This is a genomic window from Ancylobacter sp. (genome assembly GCF_965279025.1).
Taxonomy (GTDB): Bacteria; Pseudomonadota; Alphaproteobacteria; order Rhizobiales; family Xanthobacteraceae; genus Ancylobacter.
Window position 1 is genome coordinate 1,090,825 of the sequence record NZ_OZ257132.1, and the last position, 23,625, is coordinate 1,114,449.

Sequence of the window (23,625 nt, forward strand, 5' to 3'; positions counted from 1 at the left end):
CTTGGCCTCGCGCACTTGGCGTGCCGGTGGTGTCGCGATGTCGGCCCTGCTGGCGACCACCGATCTGCACTGCTAGGATCAAATCCCGAGAGGAAGGCGCATGAAAGACAATTTCCGGATGGCGGTCATCGGTGCCGCTTGTGCGCTTCTCGGCATAGGCATCGGTTTTGCGCTGGCCGCCACGTTCTGGGATCGGCTCCTGGTCGGCATCAATGATGCGAACCTTTCAAATTGGCTGGGCTTCACAGGGGCGATCCTGGGGGCTCTCGCGACCGTCACCGCCGGCGCGCTGGCCTATCTCGGAGTGCTCTACAACCATTCCGCCAGCACGCGCGACGACGCCGTGCATCGGATCACCGGCTATCTGGCGACCCTGCGGAATCTCTACGCCAGCTGGCTCGAATTGAAGGACATGGCTGAGACGGATCCGAACCGGCCGCTGAAGATGCACACGCTTCAGAGCGAACTTGTGAGGCCGGAAATCACCGTCGCTCTGTACGATTCGATCCTGCAAGAGGACCAGGTGCCGGTCTTCGTGTTCTGCAACACGCTGCGCGTCGCGCTCACGACAGGGCACCCGCATCAGCACAATGCTGCGGCAATCGCTCTTTTCATCTTCGAGGACGTCACCCGGGCGCTGACAATCCGGAAACGGCTGCTAGAGGAAGGCACCCCGCTCCGGAAGGTGCAGGGGACGAAATTCCTTACTCCTGAGCCTTACATCCAGGCGCTCTCCGACGGACAGACGAACGCCCTCGCCGCGAAGAAGGCATGGGTCTACATCGAGCCTGGGCAGCCGTCGTCCGAGCTGCCCGGACAACTCGCAGTCGAGGCGTGAGCTAAGACCGCGAATCGAGCCGGTCGCGGGGCAGTACGGCGGCTTCGTCGTTATTGCGACGCTGATGGCGGCTTTCTCGCGCGCGAGCGCGTACTGCTCTCGAAACTGCTCGTTCTTCGAGAGCCACTACACGAGCGTCGGGTTCATCGGACGCCTCGCGTGCAGGTGCAGGTGCAGGTGCAGGCGCGCGAGGCGTCCCTCGGCAGGCGTTCCGGCGAAAGCATCCAATCTTCGACATCCAACCTTCGGGCGCTGCGGCGTATCTCTAAGGCGTCGGCAACACGAGTCAGAGGCGGCGGTGTCATTACGTAGTGGGGCGTTCGGGCAGCCGGTTGCGCAACTCTTGCTTAACCGCGTTTTCCGACTGCACGGCGGCATGGGGAACATGGTTACCCCGCGACGGTTGGCTTCCTGTCCCAACGGAAATGGGAGGAACCGATGTCCGCTCTCGACATTGGCGTCGTCAATCGCTCCTGGAACGTGGTCAAGTTCGCCGCGCACCTTGGGGTCTCAGTTTTCCCTGCGCCTTGGATCCGGGTCGGGTTTTCGCGCGCGCTATGTCGATGGCCGCATTTCTCGGCATCTGGCGCAGCTGGCAACTCCGAGCGATCGAGCATGGGCAGGATGATCAAGGCGACGGGGTGGCTCAGGGCTAGCGGCTTTGGCTCTTCGACGGCAAAGTTCGAGATTGATCTTTCGACCAGTCCGGCAAGCGGTCGGGTGCAAACTGAAATGACAATGATGGTTGAGGCTATGGCGGCCGGGCGGGCGACACTGGTCACCGAAAGCGGCCGATGGATTGCCATTCGCCCCACGGGACGAACCGCCGATGGGCTGGCGTTCATGGTGCTGGAAGATAGCGCCACGGTGGCAAGGTACTTTTATTGACAGTTTTGTGTGCTCTAGGGAACATTCCTCAGGCTGATCACGTGCTAGCGCTTTTGGCCTCCGGCGCCCTGCGCGTTGGCCCGGAACTCATGCCCGAGGACCGCCGCGTGAAGCACACCGAAGACACTGCCCGCCAACTCTGCGCCATTGATCTGCGTCAGCGGGGAATCGATGAGGAGCGCATTCCGGAGCTGGTCGAGCGTTTCTGGCCCGTTCTCGCCAATGAGATCCGTCAAGGCATTGCGGATGATCCTTGGCCGTACGCCGTCGATGAGATCAATTCTCTCTCGGTCGAATACCGCACGTTGCTCGGCTAGAACGCCTGTGGAAACTGCCGTGAACGTTTGATCATGCGCCGATGAAGACACACAGCCGACGGTAAGGCCGAGACGCATCGGGACCGCCGTCCTCCAGGAAAGCGCGGGTCACTTCCAGGTTGCTTATGGAATAATCCGGTCAGCCCGCAGGCTATTAAAGAGCGCGCTGAACGCATCATCAGTCGACTGATATCCGGTAAAGCCAAGGCGGCGGCTTTTCCCCATGTCGGTGACAACCTCAATTGGGCGTCCGAGGTCGGCGTCAGTGTGCCAGGGCGAAGTCAGGCGGCTGAGATCCCTCTCCACTAGACCTTCACGCATGGCAATGCGTCGCCACACATCGGCATCATTCGCCATCTGCTGCTCGAGGGTCTGCACCGTTCCATCGAATGGCGCCGGTTCGAGACCAAACCATTCAGCAATGCGAGACCACATCCAGCTCCAGCGAAACACATCGCCATTGACAACGTTAATCGCCTCGTTGTGCGCAGCGGGGGTTTGCGTCGCCCACAGCAGATGTTTTGCCAATTGCCGCGCGTCCGTCATGTCGGTGAGCCCATTCCACTGGGCACCAGAGCCGGGGAATCGAAACGGACGGCCGGTCTCACGGCAGATCGTCGCATAGACCGCGAGCGTGGTCCCCATGTTCATCGCGTTGCCGACCGCCTTTCCGATAACCGTGTGCGGACGATGTACACTCCATGAGAATCCATCACGTTCGGCAGCAGCAAAAACCTCGTCTTCCTGGGCGTAATAGAAATTCTCGACGTCGAGCCGTCCCTGTTCCTCGCGAAACGGCGTTTGCGGCAGCGAGCCCTTTCCATAAGCCTCGAAAGGCCCGAGATAATGCTTGAGCCCCGTGACCAGCGCGACGTGGCGGGTGCTGCTATGCGCGCTCAAGGCATCGAGCAGATTGCGCACCATGGCTGAATTCACGCGGATGTTTTCGGCTTCGCTGTCCTGCCGGAGCCATGTCGTGATGAATACGGCGTCGGGCCGAATATCGGACAAGGCGGACGCGGTGCCGGCCTTGTCCTGAAGGTCCGCTAAAAGCGGGACCACGCCCGTCTGCTCCACCGAGCGCCTCGCAAGGCCGTAAACCTTCCAACCCTCTTCGCAGAGCAACGCCCCCGTCGCACTGCCGACTATGCCGCTCGCGCCGACGACCAATGCCGTTCCTGCCATAATCATTATCCAATCGCATCACTGCATGAAGCTAGGCATCAAGCGCGGGGTCTCTAGAAGGCGCCTTGTCGGGGACATAGGCACCGTGGGGCAACCGTATTCCGGCACACCCGCTCTAGCGTGTGTTGCACGTCGGCGCCTTCCTCAGACCCGAAATTCCGGACGGTCCGTGTGCTCCGGCAGCTCTTTCAGCTGATCCTTGGTGAAGCGCGTAATGGCGTGCACATCGCCATCCTCGTCCCGCATGAAGTCGAGATCCTGTATCGGAAGAGCCACCGGCTTGGCACCGATGCCGAGGAACCCGCCGACGTCGACCACGACGGTGGCTGCGGGGCCGGCACCGTGAAGATGCGAGACATGCCCAATCTTTTCGTCGTCGGGACCATAGATGGTTGCGCCATCAAGGGTATCCGATGTGAGTTCGGAAGGCAGAAGCCGAGTGTGGTTGGTATGATCCATCGTGAGCACTCCCATGGTTGTGCCTGGTAAACCCACAGGGGGCTGTGGCAGTTCCCGGCGGTGCCCGAGCGCCTCGGGCTGGCTCTGCGAGTGACCTTCCATCACTGGCTACCACTACTGGCTCCTTGATCATTCCGGCTGCGGAATTGGCCTTGTTCGCTTTTTGTTCTCATGGAATCCATGGCGGCGTGATGGAGGTCGGAATGATCCAGCGAAGCAAGAGAGGCCTATCTGCCCATGAGGCAGCGCAGATGCAGCGCGAGCTGCGCGCGTTTCACCACGTGACGAGAACCTGGGCCGGAAAGCTGCCGATTGGCGAGCCGGCGTACGTCGCGCTGGAGAGCCTCAATAGCGGACTGATCCTGATGGATCGCCAGTTGCAGGGCGCTATGGACGGCGAGCGTAAAGCCTGGCCCGCCGGTCATGAAGGGCTGCCGTGATGGACGAGGTGGAAGCTGAAGCAGTGCCGATCGACGTCACCGATGCCGACGTCGACATGGCGCTTGATGCGTGCGGCGGCGACCCCCGCGCCACCATCAGGGCGCTTCTAATTGCCGGGCAATTTCTCGAACGCGAGTTGGACGAGGCGCGGCAGGAGGCCAGCCGGGGCTATGTGCGGCGCAGACCGGTACGGCGGGAGATGGCGGCGCAAGAGTGATATCCATCCCCGCGCCGATGGCGACGTTGTCGAAGACCGCCGCGCCGAGTGCTGCGCCCAAGCTGGGGCCTATCGCCATTCCAAGAGCCAATGCAGGGACGTGGGGCGGGTTGGGGAGGCGTCAAGAGCGTTTGGCCGCCAGGAGGCGGGCCGGAAGGAACCGCAACGCGCGCCAGCGATTGATTTTAATCAGAGATAATCAAGCCGGCCTGATGCGGCAAGCGGCTGGGCCGGTCGCGTTGGGCAGCGTCGGTAGCGATCCTATCCGGTAAGCGCGGTGCACGTCGGCTGTGCCGCCGAGTTTTCGGAGCCCCTAAAGGCGAGGTCGTCTGGAGTCGCTCCCGTGAAGAAACGTCGGTAAACGTCAGTAAATATAATAGTACGTCAGTAACACGATGTAATTCAATTTGTAATACTCGCGAATACATGCGATAATCTCCTCAAATTCGAAGGCCCTACGAGGGTCTTGCAGGTTTGAGGGGCGATATGGATCAAGTAGAGCTTCGTGCGATTTGCCTGTCGGCGGCAACCAAGACCGCCGGCACTCCCGAGCAGATGGTTCGAGAGGCGTTTGCCTACGAGCTTTACCTGTACGGGGGCGCCCAGGTGGCCCTCGATAATTTGGCCGGCAAGCTGGTGGCGACGGACAGCGCGCGTACGCCAGAGGTGGCCGCGCCCGTCGCCGCCAGCGGCGACGATGCTCCCGACATCATCCATTGAGGGAGGCGGCCATGAAATTCGACAGGCATATCAACCTGCGCATCCCCGACCGCATGCACGCCGTGTTCGCGCGCCGCGCACGTGAGACCGGCTCCCCGCTGAGCGAAGTCCTCCGCCAGGCGATGGCCTCGGGGATCCCCGCGAGCGACGAGCCCACGAAGCAGGAAAGGGCTCACTGATGGCAACGTTCGGATTTGGCCGGCAGAATGCCTCTGGCACGGATTTGTTCGCAGCGAGTGCCGACGCCGATACCCCGCGCATTCCGGCTGCCCGAGGCGGCGGCTTCTTGTCGGGCCTTGCCGAAAGCTGGAGTAAGCAGCTTGACGACCGCCAGGCAGCGGTTGCTCTCGCGCCCTATCTGGACGCCGTTTACGGAGCCGAGAGTGCGCCGCAGACGGTAGGTTTCCTCTCTCAGCTTTTGGGCGTGGGGCAGGCTCCCGCTGGCGGCGTTCAGGTGGCGCAGGCCCCGACCGTCCCCGGGGCGGCGCCCGCTGCAACAGGGATGGCGCCCTCCGCCTCGCCCCAGCGCAAGGGCTTCACGGCGGCGGAGATCAACGCAGCCCCGCAGTCCAATGCCCCTCTCACCAGCATTCCGGCTCTGGCCGGGGCTTCTCCCTCTTCGCCATCGGGTGCCGGAGCTGTCCCGTCGGCGGCGGCGCCAGGTAACGCACCCCGCCTTCCGCGCGCGGCGGTCGAGCGTCTCCTTGCCAATCCTGAGACCCGCCGGCTTGGCCTGATGCTCATTCCGGGCGGCGAACTGGATCGTGAGAGGGAGAGTGAGACGTGGGATCGCAGCTTCTCCGAGCGCAAGTTCTCCGCCGATCAGGATTACCGTCGCCAGAGCCTCGACATCCAGCGGCAGGCTGGCGCGCGGGCCGGTGCGCGCCTTGAAGACAATGCCCCGCGCACCACGACGATTTACGATCCCGAGACCGGCCAGCCGCAGACGGCGCAGTGGGATGCGAGCGTGAGCGACTGGAAGCCCATCGGTGGCACGAAGCAGGCGCCGAAGCGTCCCGTTCCGGCGGCCATCCAGAAAGCTGAAGGCGACGACCTTCAGGACGTGCAGACCCTTGGGCAGCTCAATCAGCGCCTCGGCGGCTATGTCGACCAGATCGACAGCGGCAAGCTCGTGCTGGGTCCGGCGCAGAACCGAGTTTCGGAGTTGCAGAACTGGGCCGGCAACTCGAATGACGCCTCGCGCAACTACGCCAGTTTCGTCGCCGGCATGGAGCAGATGCGCAACGAGAGCCTGCGCCTGAACAAGGGCGTCCAGACCGAAGGCGATGCGCAACGCGCATGGAACGAGGTGTTCGCCAATATCAACGATCCGGCCGTCGTGAAGCAGCGGCTTCAGGAAATCCAGCGCTACAACGCCTCAGCTGGAGAGTTCAAACAGAACCAGATCGGCCTGCGCCGGGCGACGAATAATCTGATCGACCTCGACGTCGGCGGCGTGGTAACCGCCCCGCGCAGCGGTGCCCCCAAATCTGGGGAATCCAATGCGCCCAGTGATGGACAGACCGCGACCAACCCGCAGACGGGCGAAAAGGTCATCTTCCGCAATGGTCAGTGGAGTCCGCTCTGATGGCCCAGCTTCCTGAAGGCTTTGTACTCGACGAGCCGATGTCTGCCGCTGGTGGAGCGGCGGGCGTGGCATTGCCGCCGGGCTTCGTGCTGGACGAACCCAGCGGCGCTGAAACCCGCGTGGATCAGCGCCCCGGCCAGCGCGGTGATGGCGCCTTCATGAACACCACCGCCGGCCTGAACGAGGGCATCTATGGAACGCTCGGCGCTCCCGTGGACCTGGCGGCGGGAGCGATCAATCTCGGCGTACGCGGCATCAATGCCGCGACTGGCACGGAACTCCCGACCATTCAGGACCCAATTGGCGGTAGCCGGTCGATTGCCCAAGCATTCGGCGCAGCTGGCGTTCCCGACCCTGCCGACATTGAAGCCGCAACTGCTGGCGAGAAGATTGCGCGCGGAGCGGGCCAGGGTATCGGATACATGGTCGCGCCCGAATTGGCGGCACGTGGCGTGGCGCAGGCGGCCGGCCGGACCATTGGGCCGTGGCTCCGCTCCATCTTCGGCGAGTCCCGCACAGTTGGTGACGTGGCGGGCAATGCGCTCGCTGGCGCGGCCGGCGGCGCTGGCGCTTCTCTTGCCGGCCAGGTGGCGCCGGAATCGGCTCGCCCTCTGGCGGAGATGGCAGGCGGGCTCGTCGGTGGCGGGCTTGGTGCTCTGGCTGCTTCCACGCCGCGAATCGCAGCGGAAGGTGCCCGGATGGCCGGGGACTACATCGCGCCATTGACCGAGGCCGGCCGTGAACGATTGGCCGCGACCTCACTTCGGGACGCCGCCAGCGATCCGGCAGCAGCCCGCGACGCTCTCGCCCGCAATGGGGAGCTTGTGCCCGGTTCGCAGCCGACGACCTTCCAGCAATCGGGAGATATGGGGCTCGGCGCCCTAGAGCGTGCGGTGTCCGCGCTTTCCCCAGACCAGTTCATGCAGCGCCGTTCCGATCAGAACGCGGCCCGTCTTGATGCCCTCGGCGACGTCCAGTCCCAGGGGAGCCCGCAGGCTATCGTTAGCGCGCTGCGCGCTAACCTCGCGGATCTGGACGAGATGACCGGCGAGGCCCTTCAGGGGGCGACGCGCACGGCACAGGAACGCGCGGCGGCTATCGGCGGCGCCGGGACCCCCGAGGGCTACGGCTCTGCGGTTCGGCAGCGCTTGATGGATGCGGAAAACACGGCGCGTGAGCGTGAGCGCGCGCTTTGGGGCGCGGTGGACCCGGATGGCTCGTTGGCGCTGCCCACGGGTGGAGTACGGCAGGAGGTTGAGAAGGCGCTAGGCTCGCTGCCGCAGGCTGCCCGGCCGATGGAGGGAGAGGAACGCGCCATCTTCGCGGCAGCGGGAGGCTTCGGCCCTGTGATGCCGTTCAAGGAGGTGACGGCGCTGCGGTCGCGAGTGTCCACCGAAATGCGCCGCGAACTCTCGCAGAACGGTCGCAGCCCAGTATATGCTCGACTCTCGCAGCTTCGCGGTGCCATCGAGCGCAATATCGAGGACGCAGTCACCGGGAAGGCTGCACAGGAAGCAGAGGCCGTGGCTTCGGGCGCTATGCGTCAGGAAGACACGATGGCGGCGCTTGTCGCTGGATGGCGGGATGGCTGGCGAGAAGAACAAGCGACTCGGGCAAGAGCTGATGCCGGTGCTGGATCCGATGGCTCCAGCGGAGCGGGCGGCTTTTCTGGTGCACGCGGAAGCGCGGGCCAAGGCCGAGGGGAATTTTCAGGTGCTGCGGGCTCTCAAGGAATACCGGGAGATCAGCGAGGCCTCGCCCCCAACTTCGACGCCGGAGCCAAAAACCGACTGAACGCCGCCAGCGAGGCGACGAAGCAGCGCGCGCAGACCTATGGGCGCGGGCCTGTCGGTGACGTGCTCCGCCGCTCTGGCTCAGAAGGCCCCTACAACGTTCCGTCCTCTGCCGTTGCCGAGCGGTTCTTTCGTCCTGGCTCCAAGGGCTATGAAAACGTACAGGCCCTGCGTCAGGCGGCCGGCGATCCCGAAACCGTGGCATCTATTCGAGACTATGCGCTTTCGACCCTGCGCCGCTCTGCCATGCGGGAAGACGGCACGCTGGATCCTGCAAAGGTGCAGCTTTGGAAATCGCGCTATCGCGATGCCCTGCGCGCCTTCCCTGAAATTGACGGCATGGTGGCCGATCCAGTGCGTGCTTCCCAGGCGATGGAGCAGCTTGCCGTTCAGCGCAAACAGTCGTTCGACACCTATCGCCAGGGGCTCACCGGCCGCCTTATCGGCGTCGACAATCCCGAGGACGTGACACGCGCCATCGGTTCGGTGTTCACCTCGCCCCAGCCTGCAACCCTGATGCGCCAGCTCGCCGAACAGGTGCGCGGCAATGGCGAAGCGGTCGAGGGCCTGCGCAAGGCCGTTGCCGATAGCATGGTGCAGCGTCTCGTCTCCAATGCCGAGGTTGCCACCTCCGGCCGTGCCCTCATCAAGGCTGATCAGTTTCAGAATTTCGTCCGCCAGAATGAAGCGGCCTTGAAAGAGGTGTTGAAGCCGGCGGAAATCTCCATGCTGAAGGCCATCGGCGACGACCTCCAGCGGGCGAACCGCTCCATTACCTCGGTGAAACTGCCGGGCGGCTCGAATACGGCGCAGGATCTTGTCGCCCTCGCCCAATCCTCGCAGCCGCAATCTTGGGGGCGCATCTTCCTCGCCGCGCTGGCGCAGGGCGGAGGTGGCTTCGCTCTTGGTGGCCCTATCGGCGGCATCGCGGCCATTGGCGGGGGCCAAGCGCTCGCCGCCCTTCGTCGGGCTGGCATGGAGAAGGTCGACGACTTGCTCACCGATGCCATGCTGAATCCTCAGCGGGGATTGCTCCTCCTCACCAAGGCACCGCCGAAGCCGACAGAGAAGGACGTGCTGTCATTCTTGCAGCGTTTCACGCGCACGATGGTGAATCCGGCCGACGGGGAGTAGGCACATTGGTGCGCCAGATCGAGGGCTCGCGGCTTGAAATCAATCAAGATTAATCAAGGGCGGGCGCCGGTTCAGGGCCTGCACAATTCCATGCAGACCCTGCAAAGCGATGGAAGCATATGATGGCCGAGCGCGCTGATAGATCAGCGATGAAACAGCGAGGCGTCCCGTTCGAACCCGGCAGGAGCGGCAACCCCGCCGGCCGACCCAGGGGCGCCCGCAACAAGCTGGGTGAGGACTTCATCGCCGCCCTCTCCACTGACTTCGCCGAGCATGGTTCTGCCGTCATCGCCAGTGTGCGCACGGAAGCGCCTGCCGCTTACCTGAAGGTCATCGCTTCCCTCATGCCCCGTGAGATGAAGGTCGAGACCGCGCGCCCTCTGGAACAGATTAGCGACGACGAGCTTATGGCCATCGTCGCGGCCGCCGACGCCGAAGGGGAGCCAGAGTTTCTTGAGTCCCTAAAAGGGAAGGGCTCCGGATGCCAGCGCTGAAAAATGCCCGCCATGAGGCTTTCGCCCGCGCGCTGGTGGAGGGGAAGAGCGCCAGCGAGGCATATGTTGAGGCCGGATATTCCGAGAGCCGTTCCGCCGCATCGCGCCTGTCGACAAATGTGAACGTCACCTCCCGCGTGGCAGAATTGATGGCAGCAGCAGCGGAGCGCACCATGACGACCGTCGAAGACATTACGGCCCGGCTCTATCGCATCGCGGACGCAGCCGAGGCAATCAAGGAGGCGTCCGGGCTTTCGGTCGCCCGTGCAGCGCTGATGGATATCGCCAAGCTCAACGGCCTCGTGGTCGACAAGACCGAGAACCGCACCTTCACCTATGAGGTGACCGACAAGCCGTTGTCGGAGGAAGAGTGGGAAAAGGAGTTCTGCCCGAAAGGGCCGGCTCGGTAGATCTCGGAGTTATGTCAGTCCCTAAAGGCTCTTTGTGTCCAAGGACCGAGCCGTCCGGTTCGCCATGGCCTTTGAAAAACAATCAAACGAAAATCAAAGGTGGCCCGCATTAGGCAAGCGAGCCTTCGCCGGACAACGCCCCGCAGCGCGCCCGGCGGTCCGAAAATAGCTCGATTTATCAAGCTGGTCGGACAACACATGGTAACTGAACGCCGGAGCGGACGATAGCGGCCATCTGCATCGGCCCTCTGTGTACTATCCTGCCGGTCGAAGCTGACCCGTCGTCGCTGGTCGTGAACGGCCGCGCGAGAACGTTCCGACGTAGACGGCCCGGAGCGCGTTGCGCCCACCTGAATTCGCTGGCAAAAATCGCTCTCATCGTCGCCACGGCGGTTTGAATTTGGAGTCCCGACACATGGCGGCGACGGACATACAATCCCGCATTGGAGCGTCACATGGATAGGAGTGCACGCGTTGTTGTTAAGCGCTCAGTTGTCGTAGGACAGCACAAGACGAGCGTTTCCCTTGAGGAAGAATTCTGGACGTCTCTGAAAGATATTGCCCACGACAAGGGCCAGTCGATAGCACAGCTCGTCACGAATATCGATGCTGAGAGATTGCACGGCAATCTCTCTTCTGCCTTACGGTTGTTCGTTTTGCAGCACTATCGGGGCACGATGAACAAAAGCGGGGTGCCCATTGCTGAAGCGACCAGCGCCCGATAGCGGCGCGCGACGCCTCCGCTAGAGCCGTTCAACCAGAAATGGCTTTTGCGCATCTCCCCGGTCGCGGAGGGGGTGTTGATGCCTATCCCAGCGGACGCCTTTGCCCCGCAACTTCGCGCCTCATGGAAAAATATGCCCTGTGGCCGGGCGCGCGCCGCAGGTCGTCTCGATGGTTATCGCGGGCAACTGGCGCGCTCTCAACGTTGTACGGCGGCCACGCACTGCTGGGAAAACGTGAACATGTCGTCGGGCGTTCCGCCACGGCCGGGCGCTTTCCTGGCCGTAGCAAATCGTGATCGGAACCGCGGTCACATTCCGACGTTTGCAAAGACACTGCTTCGAGTCGTGTTAGCCCCATGTTCGCAACTGCCCACGCTCCTGAGAGAGCGGGCTCTGTTGGACCTGCGGCATTTAGATAGCCGCTGCGTCCAGGAGGTCGAGCAATGCCGCAAGCAGATCAAAAAATGAGGGTTAACGCCAGCGCCCCCTATTACATCCTCTATTTCACGGAGCGGGCTTTGGATGGGCGCATGGGACCTCTGAAGCGAGCCCGCTTCGCCCTCATTCATGAAGCCGTCGACCATGCCCACGGGATGCGCCACGGCCTTCGACAAGACCCGATTGAGATACGAGATCAGCATGATCAGCTGGTCACTTGCGCCTTGATGGGATGGCGTTTGTCGCCTTTGCATCGAAACATGGAGCCCCGTTTCGACTACGCTCGCGGCGCATAGAGAGGCCGGCCTGGCGCGAAGCTTTGCTACTCACGGGTCAGAAATAGCGTTGCAAGTGGAATGAGGTTCGGTTCGGGCGCTTCTGCGAGGCGCCGCGCCATTCCGGCCTCTAAACGCGACACGAACGCATCATGTCGAGGATCGCCGCCGCCATATCGCCCAGGCTCATCGCTGGCGCCCGCGATGAGCCGCCTAGGAGCCCCGCTCCTCATCGATCATCGCCTCGATAGCACCGAGGGTGACCTCTATATCGGCAATTTTGCGCATCGTGTTGTCGGAGGGGATCGTGCCGGCCTCCGCAGCAACAACGATGAGATGACGCTGGGCCGCGAGCAGCCGCCCGCGAAGGGCTTCGAGTTTGGCTTTCATAGCCGATACCTAGCGAGTGGCTGTTCGGCGCACAACGGCAATCCCCAAGCCGCGCCTCAGGAACGCCCTTTTAAGCTGCCTCACTAGTCAATGGTCCTTCGAACTCCGGCCAGCTGGCGCCACGCCTCGGGCTAGGTCCGGTTTTAAAATACCCTCGACTCGCGATTGTCCATCGGAGACCATCAGCCGTTGGTTGGTTAGGGCGGTCGCCGTCCGCCTCGAAGGAGCGGCGCCTGTGGCTTCGAAAGCGGCCGGAACTCTCGTCTGGATTTTCATCGGCGCAGCGGCATTGGCGTGGTGCACACCCCGAAAGAAAGAGCCAGAAGTCAGGCAGCCCGCTGCCGCCTCCTACAGACCTCTCCCGCTATTGGAGCAGGCCCCCCGTGCCGGGGGTGGCGAGTTGCCTGGCCCATCGCCATCCCGCTTGGGCGCCTCGTCCAATCCCGTCTCCAGGCGGATGTACGCAACGGCGAACGTCAACATCCGTGCCCAGCCCTCCACATCAGCCGATGTGCTGGGCCAGGCGACAAAAGGCACATCGATTCTCGTCCTCGATAAGCAGGGCGATTGGTATCAAATAATGCACGGCGACAAGAGCGGCTGGGTAAGCGCCGGGTACGTCAGTCCGTCGCCGCCGACCGAGCGAGAACCTGAGCGACCTATGCGGACGCAGGCGCCAACTACTGTTGCGCCGGCCGTCCGCGCCTTTTCTGGCCGTGCCGTGAGAGCGCCCTATGTCGGGACGTGTGATTGCCCCTACGACTTGAAGCGAAACGGTGCCCGATGTGGAGGGTCGAGCGCCTATAGCCGCCCAGGCGGGCGAGAGCCCGATTGCTACGAGTGACGCTGAAAGCCCCCCCCGCCCGCCACGCCCCTTACGTGGGGCAGCAGACTATGTCCTTGCGGGCTTCGCTGGCTTTTTCGTCTTCCGCTTGCCCGAGGCGCGAGGTCGAGAAGGTGTTGGGGGCAGCGGCGCCAACTGCCTCAGCAATCCCGAGAGATAGCTTCCGCCTCCTTGCCTCGACACTTCCTCTCTGTCGATCAGGTAGCTTTCAAGCGCCCGCCTGAAGTCGTCGTGCCGTTGTGAAGCGCGGCCTTTCGCGAAACCATCCGTCGCCAGCATCTCGGCCGCAAGCCGAAGCGCGCTTTGCAGAAGCCATCGCAGTTCCGCGTCATACGAATCGTTGCCACTTGGCATCAACCGTTCGTGGACATCCCGCACCCCCTCATGAATTGAGGCGTGAAGATGCACATCGGCGGCAGACAGCCTCTCGTACAGAAACTGGAGGGCCATGCTGGTGCGATAGGCATTGTCGGGCCCGCGCGCGACCGCCCGCAGAACTTCAATGGCAAGCCCGGCAAATGCGTCGGCCGCCATGGCTTCTGCATATGCAGCTCGTCGCTCCTCCGGGCTACCACCGCCCTCGATAACACGCAGATCGACCATGGCCGCCTCCCAAATTCGGGAGGGAGCCTAAGGCCCAATCATTCATGCAGTCGAGTTTGGCGGAGGCGATCCCGCCGGATCACGGCTAATCCCGTTTGATCCCGCGAAAGTTCGCCTACGTTTGCCTGAAGCCCAACCGCGTGTTGGGGTAAATGTTGGGGTGCGCCACTGCGCACTCAAAAATTCGGCAACGATTTCAAATTATTGGATGATTTGCCTGGTGGAGCCGAGGGGATTTGAACCCCTGACCTCTGCAGTGCGATTGCAGCGCTCTCCCAACTGAGCTACGGCCCCATGCTTCAGGCCGCGCCTTGTACGTTCGCCGTCGCCCCCCTGTCAAGGTGGCGCGGCGCGGTTGCGCACCGCTCTGTGAATGAGGGTTGCCGCAATGCGGCGGCACCATTAAGCATCTGGGCGGACGGCGCTCCGCAGCCTGATCCGATCCGGTGGGGCACCGGTTCGGCACCAGTGCGCGCGTAGAGCCGCGCCGTGCTCCCGCCCCTGTTTCGAGGCTGCCGATGTATTCTGTTCTCTGGCTGTTCGACACGCTGATCACGCTCTATGTCTGGATCCTCATCGCCTCGGCCATCCTGTCCTGGCTGGTGGCCTTCAATGTGGTCAACGCCCACAACCCGATCGTCCGCAGCATCGGCGAATTCCTCTGGCGGGTGACCGAGCCGGTGCTGGCGCCGCTGCGCCGCATACTGCCCAATCTCGGCGGCATCGACATCTCGCCGGTGATCCTGATCGTGCTGCTCTATTTCATCCGCAACCTGGTGTTCGAGCTCGTCGCCGGCGCGTGAGCCCGTCCACCCCGGCTCCCCCGTGGACCCTCGCCGCCGAAGGCGTGAGCGTGACCGTGCGCGCCACGCCGCGCGGCGGGCGTGATGCCATTGACGGCATCGTCGCCCTGGGCGACGGGCGCCGCGCCCTCAAGGCGCGGGTCAGCGTCGCCGCCGAGGACGGCAAGGCCAATGCCGCCCTCGCCAGGCTCCTCGCCAAAGCCGCAGGCATCGCCCCCTCGCGCGTGGAACTGCTGTCGGGCGCCACGGGCCGCACCAAGAGCTTCCGGCTGACCGGCGACCCGCAGGATATCGCCGCGCGCCTCGCCGCGCTCGCGGGTGACACGCCGCAGCCGTAAAGCACCTCGTGGGAAGCCGAGCGGTCGGCTCAGCCGTTCCAGCCGAAGGCGAGCTTTTCCAGTGAGCGCCCGCCGAAGGTCTCGGTGGAGCGGGCGACGCCGAGGCCGCCCATGGCACGGTAGAAGCCCAGCGCCGGCTCATTGGCCGCCAGCGCCCACACCGCCAGCCCGTCGAAGCCGACGCTGGCGAGTTCCTTGCGGGCATCGCCGAACAGGCGGCGGCCGAAGCCCAGCCCCTGATATTCCGGCCTCAGATAAAGCTCGTAAATCTCGCCCTCGAAGGGCAGCCCGCGCGCGCGGTTGCGCCCGACATTGGCATAGCCGGCCACGGCATCGCCGAAGGTCAGCACGATGACGCGCGAACCGCGCTTCAGCGCGGTCTGCCACCAGGCCGGGCCACGGCGCAGGATCATCTTTTCCAGTTCGGCACCGGGAATGAGGCCGCGATAGGCGAACCGCCATGCCGAATCGTGGATATCGGCAATGTCGCCTGCATCGGCCGGCTGCGCCCGGCGTGTCTCGACGAGAAGCGTGCTCATGTCCCTGATGGGAGCAAATGCGACCGGCGGGATCAAGGTCTTTCCGCAGGGAAGACGCGATCGTTCCACCGGAGCGTGGCGCGAACGCCACGCTGTAACCCGCGCGCGCGGGGCCATGCGCACACCGCGCGCGACACAAAGTGGCGGCGCCCGCAGGCGCCGCCAATGGCAGGGAGAGCGGACGCGCCCGAAAGGGGCGAGGGCCTCAGACGCCCTCGGACTCCTTGCGGCGCTCCTCGCGCTTGCGCTCGTTCGGGTCGAGCCAGCGCTTGCGGATGCGGATCGATTTCGGCGTCACCTCGACCAGCTCGTCGTCCTGGATCCAGGCCAGCGAGCGCTCCAGCGTCATGCGGATCGGCGGGGTGAGGCGCACCGCCTCATCCTTCGACGTGGTGCGGATGTTGGTGAGCTTCTTGCCCTTGAGCACGTTCACTTCAAGGTCGTTCTCGCGGTTGTGCTCGCCCACGATCATGCCCTGATAGACCTTCCAGCCGGGCTCGATCATCATCGGGCCGCGATCTTCGAGGTTCCACAGCGCGTAGGCCACTGCCTCGCCGGCCTCGTTGGAGATCAGCACGCCGTTGCGGCGGCCGGGGATCTCGCCACGGTGCGGCTGATAGGCGTGGAACAGCCGGTTCATGATGGCGGTGCCGCGCGTGTCGGTCATCAGCTCGCCCTGATAACCGATGAGGCCACGGGTGGGGGCGTAGAACACCAGCCGCTGGCGGGTGCCGCCCGACGGCTTCATCTCGACCATCTCGGCCCGGCGCTCGGACATCTTCTGCACGACGACGCCGGAATATTCCTCGTCGACGTCGATCAGCACTTCCTCGATCGGCTCAAGGATCTCGCCGGTCTCGGGGTCCTTGGAGAACACCACGCGCGGACGCGACACGGCGATCTCGAAGCCTTCGCGGCGCATGGTCTCGATGAGCACGGAGAGCTGGAGTTCGCCGCGGCCGGAGACGAAGAACGAATCCTTGTCGGCGGATTCCTCGATCTTCAGCGCGACATTGCCTTCGGCCTCGCGCAGCAGGCGGTCGCGGATGACGCGGCTGGTGACCTTGTCGCCCTCGGTGCCGGCGAGCGGCGAGTCATTCACGATGAACGACATGGTGACGGTCGGCGGGTCGATCGGCTGGGCCTTCAGCGGGGCGTCGACCGAGAGGTCGCAGAAAGTGTCGGCGACGGTGCCCTTGGAAAGGCCGGCAATGGCGATGATGTCGCCCTGCACGCCCTCTTCGATCGGCTGGCGCTCGATGCCGCGGAAGGCGAGGATCTTGGAGATGCGGCCCTGCTCGACGACGCTGCCGTCCTGCGCCAGCACCTTGACCGACTGGTTCGGCTTGATCGAGCCGGAGGTGATGCGCCCGGTGATCATGCGGCCGAGGAAGGGGTTGGCTTCCAGCAGCGTGCCGATCATGCGGAACGGGCCGTCATCGACCGTGGGCTCGGGAACGTGCTTCAGGACCAGGTCGAACAGCGGGGCCATGCCCTCGTCCTGCGAACCGTCGGCCGAGGTGTTCATCCAGCCATTGCGGCCGGACCCGTAGAGGATCGGGAAGTCGAGCTGGTCGTCATTGGCGTCCAGCGCCGCGAACAGGTCGAACACCTCGTTGATGACTTCCTGCGAGCGGGCGTCCGAGCGGTCGACCTTGTTGATCGCCACGATCGGGCGCAGGCCCACCTTCAGCGCCTTGCCGACCACGAACTTGGTCTGCGGCATCGGGCCCTCGGCGGCATCGACCAGCACGATGGCGCCGTCCACCATGTTGAGGATGCGCTCCACCTCGCCGCCGAAATCGGCATGGCCGGGGGTGTCGACGATGTTGATCCGGGTGTCCTTCCAGACCACCGAAGTGGCCTTGGCGAGGATGGTGATGCCGCGCTCCTTTTCGAGATCGTTCGAATCCATCACACGCTCGGCGACGCGCTGGTTCTCACGATAGGAGCCGGACTGCTTGAGCAGTTCGTCCACCAGCGTGGTCTTGCCGTGGTCGACGTGGGCGATGATGGCGATGTTGCGCAGCTTCATATGAAAACACCAAAAAGCGGGCCCGAACGGTTTCGGACCCGCATGAATTTTGCGGCGCACTATACTCAGAACGCCCGCGAGATCAACGCCGGATGCCGATTGCGCCGTCAGAAGCGGCGAAAAAGCGCCTAGTGGTCGCGGCGGAGCTCCCACAGGCGGCGGATCTGGGCCGGCTTCAGGATCTGCCCTTCCGCCGTCCGCAGCCACGCCACCTCGCGATCGGCGGGCGATTGGGTCATGGCAAAGGCGACGGCATCGTCCACCGTTCCGAACTCATAGGATTTCGGCCAGTTGTCGGGCGCATCGACGGTATGGGACGGGGGCCAGTACTGCAGCCGGACGGGTTCGTGAGTGGCTGTCATGAACCTTCCTCCTCGGCGCGCGACGGGGAAAACGCCGCGCCCGCGCGCCGGTGGGTAAGACGCGGCATTTGTGCCAACGCCCCGCCCGGCGCGAAGGTTCCGCCCTGCCGCAATCGCCGTTACCGACCTCGGCAAACCCTTGTGTGAACCCGATCTTCAGCCCACCTTGAACCGATCAGCACGCAAGGAGTGGGGCAATGGTTCACGACAGCGGCAAGCCGGGCAGCCCGGAATATACCGAGGCGGAAATCGACGAGAGCGTTGAAGAGAGTTTCCCCGCCAGCGATCCGCCGGCCTTCAGCGGCATCACCGGCGACGAGGTGAAGCCCGTGGATACGGAACCGGCGCCGAAGGCGGCCGCCTTGCCCGCACCGGAGCCGACCGAGGAAGACGTCGACGAAGCGCTGGAAGACAGCTTCCCCGCCAGCGATCCGCCCGCCTTCAGCGGCATCACCGGCGACGTGAAGCCTTCCGACGCCGAATAGGCCCGCGCGCCGCGCCCCTCAGACGGTCGGGCGCGGCGGCGCCGGGCGCTTGGCCCACGGCCCGAAGCGCCCCTCGGGCTGGGCGGCGCGCAGCATCATCATCTCGCCGACATTCTCCGGCGAGATCAGGCCCACCAGCCGCCCGCCGGCATCCACCACACCGACCACCGGCGCGCCCTTCTGGGTGAGCAGCGCCAGCGCCCTGTCGAGCGGCGTGCGCGTGCCCACGGTGGGCACATCCGCCTGCATCGCCTCCAGCACCGAGGCGCCCGGTCCCTGCGCCTGCAGCGCCCGGATCATGGCGTCGCGGGTCAGCACGCCGCGCAGATGCACGGCGCCGTCGACAATGGGAAACTCCTTCTGCGTGGTGCGGATCAGTGCCTCCGCTGCGTCGCCGACGCTCGCCGTCGGCCCCAGCGTCTCGAACTGGGTGATCATCGCGTCCTCCACCAGCAGCCCCTGCGCCACCTGCTTCATCTGTACCTGCCCGGCCTCGCCGGAGGCGGCGAGGAAGACGAAGACCGCGATGATGATCAGCATCGGGTTGCCGAAAATGCCGAGCACGCCGAGGCCGATGGCAAGGCCCTGGCCGATCGACGCCGCCATCTGCGTCGCCTGCGCGTGGCTCATCTTCATCGCCAGCAGCGCCCGCAGCACCCGCCCGCCATCCATGGGGAAGGCGGGTATGAGGTTGAACACCACGAGGAAGATGTTTGCCGCCGCCAGCTTGGCCAGCAGGCTCACCTGCGGGTTCTCGATGCTTTCAATGTGCTCGACGCCGACATGGCCGCCGAGCAGCACGAAGAGCACGGCGGCGATGACCACATTGACCGCCGGCCCGGCCAGCGCCACCACCAGCTCCTCCGAGGGCTTCTCGGGAATGCGCTCCAGCCGGGCGATGCCGCCGAACGGCCACAGCGTGACTTCGGGCGTCTTCACCCCGTAGCGCCGCGCCGCGAAGATGTGGCCGAACTCGTGCAGCAGCACGCACAGGAACAGCAGCGCTACGAAGGCCACACCTTCCCATGCCGCGCCGGCACCGCCGCGCTGGTAATAGGCGACCCAGATCCAGGCCAGGAACAGCAGGAAGGTGACGTGGATGCGCACCGCGGTGCCGTAGACATAGCCGACCGTCAGCGACCAGGGCATGGAAGATTCTCCTGAAGCGGGACCCCACCATAGCCCAGCGCGCGTCCGGCGACAGGGGGAGCGGAACCGCGCGGCGCCCGCCGTGTTGCCTTGCTGAACCGGATCATCCGCAGGAGGCGACCCCAATGAGCGACAATGAACGCACCACCGCCGAGGCCATCGACCGCGCGTGGGAGATGATGGAAGACATGCGCATCTGCATGCTTGTCACCCGCGAGGGCGAAACCCTGCGCGCCCGCCCGATGGACGCCCACCCCTCGCGCGAGGAAGGCTGCATCTGGTTCCTGTCCGACCGCCGTGGCCACAAGGATGACGAGATCAACCGCGACCCGCAGGCCGCCCTCACCTTCGCCCATCCCGGCAACAATAATTATCTCTCGGTCTCCGGCCAGGCCGAGGTTTCCGATGACCGCGCCAAGATCGACGAGCTGTGGAGCGACATGAACAAGGCGTTCTGGCCGAACGGCAAGACCGACCCCAACATCTGCGTGCTGCGCTTCGTGCCCGAGGATGCCGAATATTGGGACGGCCCGTCCAGCTCGATCGGCGTGATGTTCAAGATGATGGCCGCGCGCCTGACCGGCGCCCCCACCGACCTCGGCGAAAACCGCAAGGTGCCGCTGGACTGAGGGCGACGCGCAAGAGCGCCGCGCGGTGGTCACGCCACCTTGCGGCTCTTGCACAGACGTGGATCCCCGGGCCAAGCCCGGGGATGATCTATTGCCTAAAGCGGCGTAAAAACGGGCTTCGGAAAACACCGTCATGCCCGGCCTCGGGCCGGGCATTCACGCCTTCCCCGTCGGTCTCGGGGCCTCGACGCCGTCGCCTAAGGCGTCAGCCGCCGATCTTGCGCGCCCGGCTGCCCAGGGTGCGCAGACGCAGGGCGTTCAGCTTGATGAAGCCGGCGGCGTCGCGGTGGTCATAGGCCACCGCGCCTTCCTCGAAGGTCACGAGGTCCTGATTGTACAGCGAATAGGGCGAGGTACGCCCGACCACGTCGACATTGCCCTTGTAGAGCTTGATCCGCACCTCACCGGTGACGAATTCCTGGCTCTTGTCGATCAGCGCCTGCAGCATGTCGCGCTCGGGCGAGAACCAGAAGCCATTATAGATCAGCTCCGCATAGCGGGGCATGATGTCGTCCTTCAGATGCGCCGCGCCGCGGTCGAGCGTGATGCTCTCGATGCCGCGATGCGCCTGCAGGAGGATGGTGCCGCCGGGCGTCTCGTAGACGCCGCGCGACTTCATGCCGACGAAGCGGTTCTCGACCAGGTCGAGCCGGCCGATGCCGTTTTCCTTGCCGAGGGCGTTGAGGCGAGTCAGCAGGCTGGCGGGGGAGAGCGCCTCGCCGTCGATCGACACCGCGTCGCCCTTCTCGAACCCAACCGTGATGTAGGTCGCCTTGTCAGGCGCGTCCTCGGGGGAAATGGTGCGCTGATAGACGAATTCCGGCGCCTCGACCGAGGGGTCTTCCAGCACCTTGCCCTCGGAGGACGAGTGCAGCAGGTTGGCGTCGACCGAGAACGGGGCTTCGCCCCTTTTGTCCTTGGAAATCTGGATCTGGTGGGATTCGGCGAAGGCGATCAGCTGCTCGCGCGAGCGCAGATCCCATTCGCGCCACGGCGCGATGATCTTGATCTCGGGTTCGAGCGCGTAATAGCTCAGCTCGAAGCGGACCTGGTCATTGCCCTTGCCGGTGGCGCCATGGGAGACCGCATCGGCGCCGACTTTCCGGGCGATCTCGATCTGCTTCTTGGCGATCAGCGGGCGGGCGATCGAGGTGCCGAGCAGATAAAGCCCCTCATAGAGCGCGTTCGCCCGGAACATCGGGAACACGTAGTCGGAAACGAACTCCTCACGCACGTCCTCGATGAAGATGTGCTCCGGCTTGATGCCGAGCAGCTCCGCCTTCTTGCGCGCCGGCTCCAGCTCCTCGCCCTGGCCGAGATCGGCGGTGAAGGTCACCACCTCGCAGCCATAGGTGGTCTGCAGCCATTTCAGGATCACCGAGGTGTCGAGACCGCCCGAATAGGCAAGCACCACCTTCTTCACATCGTTCGCCATGTCAAATTCCGAGAGAGTCAGAGTCCGCGGGAAGATCGAGCCCGGCAGGGCGCGCGGACTATAGGCATGAGGCGGGCGCGTGCAAGTATGCACCTCCGCATGTGCGCGTGTCAGTTCGCCGGCGGCAGGGCGGGCGGCGGCGCCGGCTGGGCGGCGGGCATCGGCGCGGGCAGCCGTTCCGCGCGCAGCGGCTTCCAGAAGCCGGCATTCCAGCCGGCCACCAGCCAATAGGCCAGCCCGCCGGCAAGGCCGGCCGCCACCACATAGAGGTCGCCGTCGAACGGCACGGGCGCCTGCGCATAGGGCGCGAACACCGAGGCAGCGAGCCAGGCCGAGATCGCGCCATTGGCCACATGGTAGATCCACGACCGCACGCCGAAGACCTCGGCGAACAGGATGCCGACCAGCGCCACCGCCCACATCGCCAGCAGCACCGCCATCAGCAGGTAGCTGGCCGTGGCGAAGGCATCGACCAGCGCCATAGCCTCGACATCCACATTGCCGGCGAGCAGGTCGCCGAGGCGCCAATAGCCGAACAGCACCACCACGAAGGAGGCGATGAAGCCGCAGATCATGCCGAGCGGCACGAGGATGAAGCGCAGCAGCAGGCGCAGCAGATCGTCCATGCGCGCCGCCTATTCCGCCGCCGCCGCCATGGCGCGCAGCGCCAGCCGCTCGCGGGCGGAGAGCTTTTCCGTCTCGCTCTTCAGCTGGCCGCAGGCGGCGAGGATGTCGCGCCCGCGCGGCGTGCGCACCGGGCTGGAATAGCCGGCGCGAAAGACGATGTCGGAGAACTGCTCGATCGTCTCCCAGTCCGAGCACTCATATTTCGTGCCGGGCCACGGGTTGAACGGGATGAGGTTGATCTTGGCCGGAATGCCGGCGAGCAGCTTCACCAGCGCGCGGGCATCGGCGGGTGAATCGTTCACACCCTTGAGCATGACGTACTCGAAGGTGATGCGCTTGGCGTTGGAGGCCGGCGGGTAGGTGCGGCAGGCCTCCAGCAGCGCCTTCAGCGGGTACTTCTTGTTGATCGGCACCAGCTCGTCGCGCAATTCGTCGCGCACCGCGTGCAGCGAGATGGCGAGCATCGGCCCGACCTCGCGGCCCAGCTTCTCGATCTCCGGCACCACGCCCGAAGTGGAGACGGTGATGCGGCGCTTGCCGATCCCCAGCCCCTCGCCATCGGCCAGGATCTCGATGGATTTCGCGACCGAATCATAGGCGTAGAGCGGCTCGCCCATGCCCATGAACACGATGTTGGTCACCAGCCGGTCGCCCTCGGTGGGCAGGCCGGGGCCGACGGCGCGGTCGCGGCCGGGATAATCGCCGAGCCGGTCGCGCGCCACCATCACCTGCAGCACGATCTCGGCCGCCGTGAGGTTGCGCACCAGCCGCTGCGTGCCGGTGTGGCAGAACGAGCAGTTCAGCGTGCAGCCGACCTGGCTGGACACGCACAGCGTGCCGCGGTCGCTTTCGGGGATGTAGACCATCTCGACGTCGTGCGGCTTGTCGCCGGCAATGTCGGGCGGCAGGCGCAGCAGCCATTTGCGGGTGCCGTCATTGGACACCTGCTCGACCACCACCTCCGGCCGGTCGAGCGTGAAGGCGCCCGCGAGCTTCTCGCGCAGGCCCTTGCCGACATTGGTCATCTCGTCGAAGGAGAGCGCCCCGCGCAGATAGATCCAGTGCCAGAGCTGGGCGACGCGCATCTTGCGCTCGCGCTCGGCGACGCCGATCTCGGCCAGCGCCTGCGCCAGCCCGGCGCGGTCCAGCCCCGCCAGCGAGCGACGCGTCTCGGTACGCGGCGTCTCGGCGCGGGCGCTCTCTACGGGAGCACGCGCCCCGGCGGCGGCGGCCGCAGTGGTGTCGATGAGGTTCATGTCGCTATCGATGATGTCCGTTTGCGCGCCTCATACCACAGAGCGGCCGGCGAGGCGAATAGGCAGCGGCGCCGGGCACCCATGCAAGGCCGCGCGGGCCCACGCCAACCTCAAGGACATCGCCAGAAAGTCTTCCGCTGGGGCCCGGATCATCGGCGCGCGACGCGCGCCTCGTCCGGGCAACGGGCCCCGCATCCCGCACAGCGAC

At 64.8% G+C, this 23,625-nt stretch carries 29 protein-coding genes and 1 tRNA gene; 18 read left to right on the top strand and 12 right to left on the bottom strand.

What is annotated here, in order from left to right:
• Positions 1-100: 100 nt before the first annotated feature.
• From ACQY76_RS05050 to ACQY76_RS05060, 3 genes are all read left to right on the top strand, one after another.
• Positions 101-838, top strand: a complete 738-nt coding sequence (locus tag ACQY76_RS05050) for a hypothetical protein (RefSeq protein WP_428031810.1) — start codon at positions 101-103, stop codon at positions 836-838.
• 438 nt (positions 839-1,276) lie between these two features.
• Positions 1,277-1,726 carry a hypothetical protein gene (locus ACQY76_RS05055; RefSeq protein WP_428031811.1) on the top strand — a complete coding sequence of 150 codons (450 nt, stop codon included), beginning with the start codon at positions 1,277-1,279 and terminating at the stop codon, positions 1,724-1,726.
• A 107-nt stretch (positions 1,727-1,833) separates the two neighbouring features.
• Positions 1,834-2,043, top strand: coding sequence for a hypothetical protein (locus ACQY76_RS05060; protein ID WP_428031812.1), 210 nt, complete (start codon positions 1,834-1,836; stop codon positions 2,041-2,043).
• A 123-nt stretch (positions 2,044-2,166) separates the two neighbouring features.
• Here the strand turns inward: ACQY76_RS05060 and ACQY76_RS05065 are convergent, their stop codons facing one another.
• Both ACQY76_RS05065 and ACQY76_RS05070 read right to left on the bottom strand, forming a co-directional pair.
• A complete protein-coding gene (locus ACQY76_RS05065; RefSeq protein WP_428031813.1) occupies positions 2,167-3,228 on the bottom strand; it encodes an NAD-dependent epimerase/dehydratase family protein in 1,062 nt (353 codons plus the stop codon).
• Between the two features lie 144 nt (positions 3,229-3,372).
• Positions 3,373-3,687: a PRC-barrel domain-containing protein gene (locus tag ACQY76_RS05070; protein WP_428031814.1), complete on the bottom strand. Its 315-nt coding sequence runs from the start codon at positions 3,685-3,687 to the stop codon at positions 3,373-3,375.
• Positions 3,688-3,938: 251 nt separating this feature from the next.
• On the opposite strand from ACQY76_RS05070, the gene ACQY76_RS05075 reads away from it, so the two are divergent.
• The 10 genes from ACQY76_RS05075 (at position 3,939) to ACQY76_RS05120 (ending at position 11,943) form a co-directional block, all read left to right on the top strand.
• Positions 3,939-4,127: a hypothetical protein gene (locus ACQY76_RS05075; protein ID WP_131837286.1), complete on the top strand. Its 189-nt coding sequence runs from the start codon at positions 3,939-3,941 to the stop codon at positions 4,125-4,127.
• Positions 4,127-4,345: a hypothetical protein gene (locus tag ACQY76_RS05080; RefSeq protein ID WP_428032937.1), complete on the top strand. Its 219-nt coding sequence runs from the start codon at positions 4,127-4,129 to the stop codon at positions 4,343-4,345. The genes ACQY76_RS05075 and ACQY76_RS05080 overlap by 1 nt, the downstream gene beginning before the upstream one ends.
• A 486-nt stretch (positions 4,346-4,831) precedes the next feature.
• On the top strand, positions 4,832-5,065 hold the full coding sequence (locus ACQY76_RS05085) for a hypothetical protein (protein ID WP_428031815.1): 234 nt from the start codon (positions 4,832-4,834) through the stop codon (positions 5,063-5,065).
• An 11-nt stretch (positions 5,066-5,076) separates the two neighbouring features.
• Positions 5,077-5,244 carry a hypothetical protein gene (locus ACQY76_RS05090; RefSeq protein WP_428031816.1) on the top strand — a complete coding sequence of 56 codons (168 nt, stop codon included), beginning with the start codon at positions 5,077-5,079 and terminating at the stop codon, positions 5,242-5,244.
• Positions 5,244-6,653 carry a hypothetical protein gene (locus ACQY76_RS05095; protein WP_428031817.1) on the top strand — a complete coding sequence of 470 codons (1,410 nt, stop codon included), beginning with the start codon at positions 5,244-5,246 and terminating at the stop codon, positions 6,651-6,653. The genes ACQY76_RS05090 and ACQY76_RS05095 overlap by 1 nt, the downstream gene beginning before the upstream one ends.
• A complete protein-coding gene (locus ACQY76_RS05100) occupies positions 6,653-9,580 on the top strand; it encodes a hypothetical protein (protein WP_428031818.1) in 2,928 nt (975 codons plus the stop codon). The genes ACQY76_RS05095 and ACQY76_RS05100 overlap by 1 nt, the downstream gene beginning before the upstream one ends.
• Before the next feature lie 119 nt (positions 9,581-9,699).
• Positions 9,700-10,074, top strand: a complete 375-nt coding sequence (locus ACQY76_RS05105; RefSeq protein WP_428031819.1) for a DUF5681 domain-containing protein — start codon at positions 9,700-9,702, stop codon at positions 10,072-10,074.
• Positions 10,062-10,484, top strand: a complete 423-nt coding sequence (locus ACQY76_RS05110) for a terminase small subunit (RefSeq protein ID WP_428031820.1) — start codon at positions 10,062-10,064, stop codon at positions 10,482-10,484. Before ACQY76_RS05105 ends, ACQY76_RS05110 begins: the two co-directional genes overlap by 13 nt.
• Positions 10,485-10,939: 455 nt before the next feature.
• Complete coding sequence (locus tag ACQY76_RS05115) at positions 10,940-11,209, top strand: ribbon-helix-helix domain-containing protein (protein ID WP_428031821.1); 270 nt, start codon at positions 10,940-10,942, stop codon at positions 11,207-11,209.
• 443 nt (positions 11,210-11,652) lie between these two features.
• Complete coding sequence (locus ACQY76_RS05120; RefSeq protein WP_428031822.1) at positions 11,653-11,943, top strand: hypothetical protein; 291 nt, start codon at positions 11,653-11,655, stop codon at positions 11,941-11,943.
• Between the two features lie 192 nt (positions 11,944-12,135).
• Here the strand turns inward: ACQY76_RS05120 and ACQY76_RS05125 are convergent, their stop codons facing one another.
• Positions 12,136-12,312 (bottom strand): hypothetical protein, encoded by a 177-nt coding sequence (locus ACQY76_RS05125; RefSeq protein ID WP_428031823.1) that lies wholly within the window; start codon positions 12,310-12,312, stop codon positions 12,136-12,138.
• A 457-nt stretch (positions 12,313-12,769) separates the two neighbouring features.
• Here ACQY76_RS05125 and ACQY76_RS05130 point away from each other — a divergent pair, with 457 nt between their 5' ends.
• Positions 12,770-13,156, top strand: coding sequence for an SH3 domain-containing protein (locus ACQY76_RS05130; RefSeq protein WP_428031824.1), 387 nt, complete (start codon positions 12,770-12,772; stop codon positions 13,154-13,156).
• A 48-nt stretch (positions 13,157-13,204) separates the two neighbouring features.
• Here the strand turns inward: ACQY76_RS05130 and ACQY76_RS05135 are convergent, their stop codons facing one another.
• Together ACQY76_RS05135 and ACQY76_RS05140 are read right to left on the bottom strand one after the other, a co-directional pair.
• Positions 13,205-13,759, bottom strand: coding sequence for a hypothetical protein (locus ACQY76_RS05135; protein WP_428031825.1), 555 nt, complete (start codon positions 13,757-13,759; stop codon positions 13,205-13,207).
• A 218-nt stretch (positions 13,760-13,977) separates the two neighbouring features.
• Positions 13,978-14,053: transfer RNA gene (locus ACQY76_RS05140), tRNA-Ala, on the bottom strand.
• Between the two features lie 224 nt (positions 14,054-14,277).
• Here ACQY76_RS05140 and ACQY76_RS05145 point away from each other — a divergent pair.
• Together ACQY76_RS05145 and ACQY76_RS05150 are read left to right on the top strand one after the other, a co-directional pair.
• Entirely contained in the window at positions 14,278-14,562 is a 285-nt protein-coding gene (locus tag ACQY76_RS05145) for a YggT family protein (RefSeq protein WP_428031826.1), read from the top strand.
• Positions 14,559-14,900, top strand: coding sequence for a DUF167 family protein (locus ACQY76_RS05150; RefSeq protein WP_428031827.1), 342 nt, complete (start codon positions 14,559-14,561; stop codon positions 14,898-14,900). The genes ACQY76_RS05145 and ACQY76_RS05150 overlap by 4 nt, the downstream gene beginning before the upstream one ends.
• 29 nt (positions 14,901-14,929) lie before the next feature.
• Here ACQY76_RS05150 and ACQY76_RS05155 read toward each other — a convergent pair whose 3' ends face one another.
• The 3 genes from ACQY76_RS05155 to ACQY76_RS05165 all read right to left on the bottom strand — a co-directional run bounded on the left by ACQY76_RS05155 (position 14,930) and on the right by ACQY76_RS05165 (position 17,836).
• Positions 14,930-15,439, bottom strand: coding sequence for an N-acetyltransferase family protein (locus ACQY76_RS05155; RefSeq protein WP_428031828.1), 510 nt, complete (start codon positions 15,437-15,439; stop codon positions 14,930-14,932).
• Positions 15,440-15,644: 205 nt separating this feature from the next.
• The gene (gene typA / locus ACQY76_RS05160; RefSeq protein ID WP_428031829.1) at positions 15,645-17,474 is read right to left on the bottom strand and encodes a translational GTPase TypA; all 1,830 of its coding nucleotides are present in this window, start codon (positions 17,472-17,474) and stop codon (positions 15,645-15,647) included.
• 128 nt (positions 17,475-17,602) lie between these two features.
• A complete protein-coding gene (locus ACQY76_RS05165) occupies positions 17,603-17,836 on the bottom strand; it encodes a hypothetical protein (RefSeq protein WP_428031830.1) in 234 nt (77 codons plus the stop codon).
• A 197-nt stretch (positions 17,837-18,033) separates the two neighbouring features.
• Here ACQY76_RS05165 and ACQY76_RS05170 point away from each other — a divergent pair, with 197 nt between their 5' ends.
• The gene (locus ACQY76_RS05170; protein WP_428031831.1) at positions 18,034-18,321 is read left to right on the top strand and encodes a hypothetical protein; all 288 of its coding nucleotides are present in this window, start codon (positions 18,034-18,036) and stop codon (positions 18,319-18,321) included.
• Positions 18,322-18,339: 18 nt separating this feature from the next.
• Here ACQY76_RS05170 and ACQY76_RS05175 read toward each other — a convergent pair whose 3' ends face one another.
• Positions 18,340-19,470: a site-2 protease family protein gene (locus tag ACQY76_RS05175; RefSeq protein ID WP_428031832.1), complete on the bottom strand. Its 1,131-nt coding sequence runs from the start codon at positions 19,468-19,470 to the stop codon at positions 18,340-18,342.
• Between the two features lie 125 nt (positions 19,471-19,595).
• Between ACQY76_RS05175 and ACQY76_RS05180 the strand changes: the two genes are divergently transcribed.
• Positions 19,596-20,099: a pyridoxamine 5'-phosphate oxidase family protein gene (locus ACQY76_RS05180; RefSeq protein ID WP_428031833.1), complete on the top strand. Its 504-nt coding sequence runs from the start codon at positions 19,596-19,598 to the stop codon at positions 20,097-20,099.
• A gap of 205 nt (positions 20,100-20,304) precedes the next feature.
• On the opposite strand, the gene ACQY76_RS05185 is transcribed toward ACQY76_RS05180, so the two are convergent.
• The 3 genes from ACQY76_RS05185 to rlmN form a co-directional block, all read right to left on the bottom strand.
• The gene (locus tag ACQY76_RS05185; RefSeq protein WP_428031834.1) at positions 20,305-21,534 is read right to left on the bottom strand and encodes an argininosuccinate synthase; all 1,230 of its coding nucleotides are present in this window, start codon (positions 21,532-21,534) and stop codon (positions 20,305-20,307) included.
• 110 nt (positions 21,535-21,644) lie between these two features.
• Complete coding sequence (locus tag ACQY76_RS05190; RefSeq protein ID WP_428031835.1) at positions 21,645-22,160, bottom strand: hypothetical protein; 516 nt, start codon at positions 22,158-22,160, stop codon at positions 21,645-21,647.
• A 9-nt stretch (positions 22,161-22,169) separates the two neighbouring features.
• Positions 22,170-23,417, bottom strand: a complete 1,248-nt coding sequence (gene rlmN / locus ACQY76_RS05195; RefSeq protein WP_428031836.1) for a 23S rRNA (adenine(2503)-C(2))-methyltransferase RlmN — start codon at positions 23,415-23,417, stop codon at positions 22,170-22,172.
• Between the last annotated feature and the right edge of the window lie 208 nt (positions 23,418-23,625).

Bases quoted from the DNA above. Each gene is read 5' to 3' on its own strand.
- ACQY76_RS05110 (WP_428031820.1), top strand. From the start codon at position 10,062: ATGCCAGCGCTGAAAAATGCCCGCCATGAGGCTTTCGCCCGCGCGCTG.
- ACQY76_RS05085 (WP_428031815.1), top strand. From the start codon at position 4,832: ATGGATCAAGTAGAGCTTCGTGCGATTTGCCTGTCGGCGGCAACCAAG.
- ACQY76_RS05155 (WP_428031828.1), bottom strand. From the start codon at position 15,439: ATGAGCACGCTTCTCGTCGAGACACGCCGGGCGCAGCCGGCCGATGCA.
- ACQY76_RS05190 (WP_428031835.1), bottom strand. From the start codon at position 22,160: ATGGACGATCTGCTGCGCCTGCTGCTGCGCTTCATCCTCGTGCCGCTC.
- ACQY76_RS05145 (WP_428031826.1), top strand. From the start codon at position 14,278: ATGTATTCTGTTCTCTGGCTGTTCGACACGCTGATCACGCTCTATGTC.
- rlmN (WP_428031836.1), bottom strand. From the start codon at position 23,417: ATGAACCTCATCGACACCACTGCGGCCGCCGCCGCCGGGGCGCGTGCT.
- ACQY76_RS05090 (WP_428031816.1), top strand. From the start codon at position 5,077: ATGAAATTCGACAGGCATATCAACCTGCGCATCCCCGACCGCATGCAC.
- ACQY76_RS05070 (WP_428031814.1), bottom strand. From the start codon at position 3,687: ATGGATCATACCAACCACACTCGGCTTCTGCCTTCCGAACTCACATCG.
- ACQY76_RS05115 (WP_428031821.1), top strand. From the start codon at position 10,940: ATGGATAGGAGTGCACGCGTTGTTGTTAAGCGCTCAGTTGTCGTAGGA.
- ACQY76_RS05185 (WP_428031834.1), bottom strand. From the start codon at position 21,534: ATGGCGAACGATGTGAAGAAGGTGGTGCTTGCCTATTCGGGCGGTCTC.
- ACQY76_RS05165 (WP_428031830.1), bottom strand. From the start codon at position 17,836: ATGACAGCCACTCACGAACCCGTCCGGCTGCAGTACTGGCCCCCGTCC.
- ACQY76_RS05130 (WP_428031824.1), top strand. From the start codon at position 12,770: ATGTACGCAACGGCGAACGTCAACATCCGTGCCCAGCCCTCCACATCA.
- ACQY76_RS05125 (WP_428031823.1), bottom strand. From the start codon at position 12,312: ATGAAAGCCAAACTCGAAGCCCTTCGCGGGCGGCTGCTCGCGGCCCAG.
- ACQY76_RS05075 (WP_131837286.1), top strand. From the start codon at position 3,939: ATGCAGCGCGAGCTGCGCGCGTTTCACCACGTGACGAGAACCTGGGCC.
- ACQY76_RS05170 (WP_428031831.1), top strand. From the start codon at position 18,034: ATGGTTCACGACAGCGGCAAGCCGGGCAGCCCGGAATATACCGAGGCG.
- ACQY76_RS05100 (WP_428031818.1), top strand. From the start codon at position 6,653: ATGGCCCAGCTTCCTGAAGGCTTTGTACTCGACGAGCCGATGTCTGCC.
- ACQY76_RS05135 (WP_428031825.1), bottom strand. From the start codon at position 13,759: ATGGTCGATCTGCGTGTTATCGAGGGCGGTGGTAGCCCGGAGGAGCGA.
- ACQY76_RS05080 (WP_428032937.1), top strand. From the start codon at position 4,127: ATGGACGAGGTGGAAGCTGAAGCAGTGCCGATCGACGTCACCGATGCC.
- ACQY76_RS05050 (WP_428031810.1), top strand. From the start codon at position 101: ATGAAAGACAATTTCCGGATGGCGGTCATCGGTGCCGCTTGTGCGCTT.
- ACQY76_RS05120 (WP_428031822.1), top strand. From the start codon at position 11,653: ATGCCGCAAGCAGATCAAAAAATGAGGGTTAACGCCAGCGCCCCCTAT.
- ACQY76_RS05065 (WP_428031813.1), bottom strand. From the start codon at position 3,228: ATGGCAGGAACGGCATTGGTCGTCGGCGCGAGCGGCATAGTCGGCAGT.
- ACQY76_RS05095 (WP_428031817.1), top strand. From the start codon at position 5,244: ATGGCAACGTTCGGATTTGGCCGGCAGAATGCCTCTGGCACGGATTTG.
- ACQY76_RS05180 (WP_428031833.1), top strand. From the start codon at position 19,596: ATGAGCGACAATGAACGCACCACCGCCGAGGCCATCGACCGCGCGTGG.
- typA (WP_428031829.1), bottom strand. From the start codon at position 17,474: ATGAAGCTGCGCAACATCGCCATCATCGCCCACGTCGACCACGGCAAG.
- ACQY76_RS05055 (WP_428031811.1), top strand. From the start codon at position 1,277: ATGTCCGCTCTCGACATTGGCGTCGTCAATCGCTCCTGGAACGTGGTC.
- ACQY76_RS05175 (WP_428031832.1), bottom strand. From the start codon at position 19,470: ATGCCCTGGTCGCTGACGGTCGGCTATGTCTACGGCACCGCGGTGCGC.
- ACQY76_RS05105 (WP_428031819.1), top strand. From the start codon at position 9,700: ATGATGGCCGAGCGCGCTGATAGATCAGCGATGAAACAGCGAGGCGTC.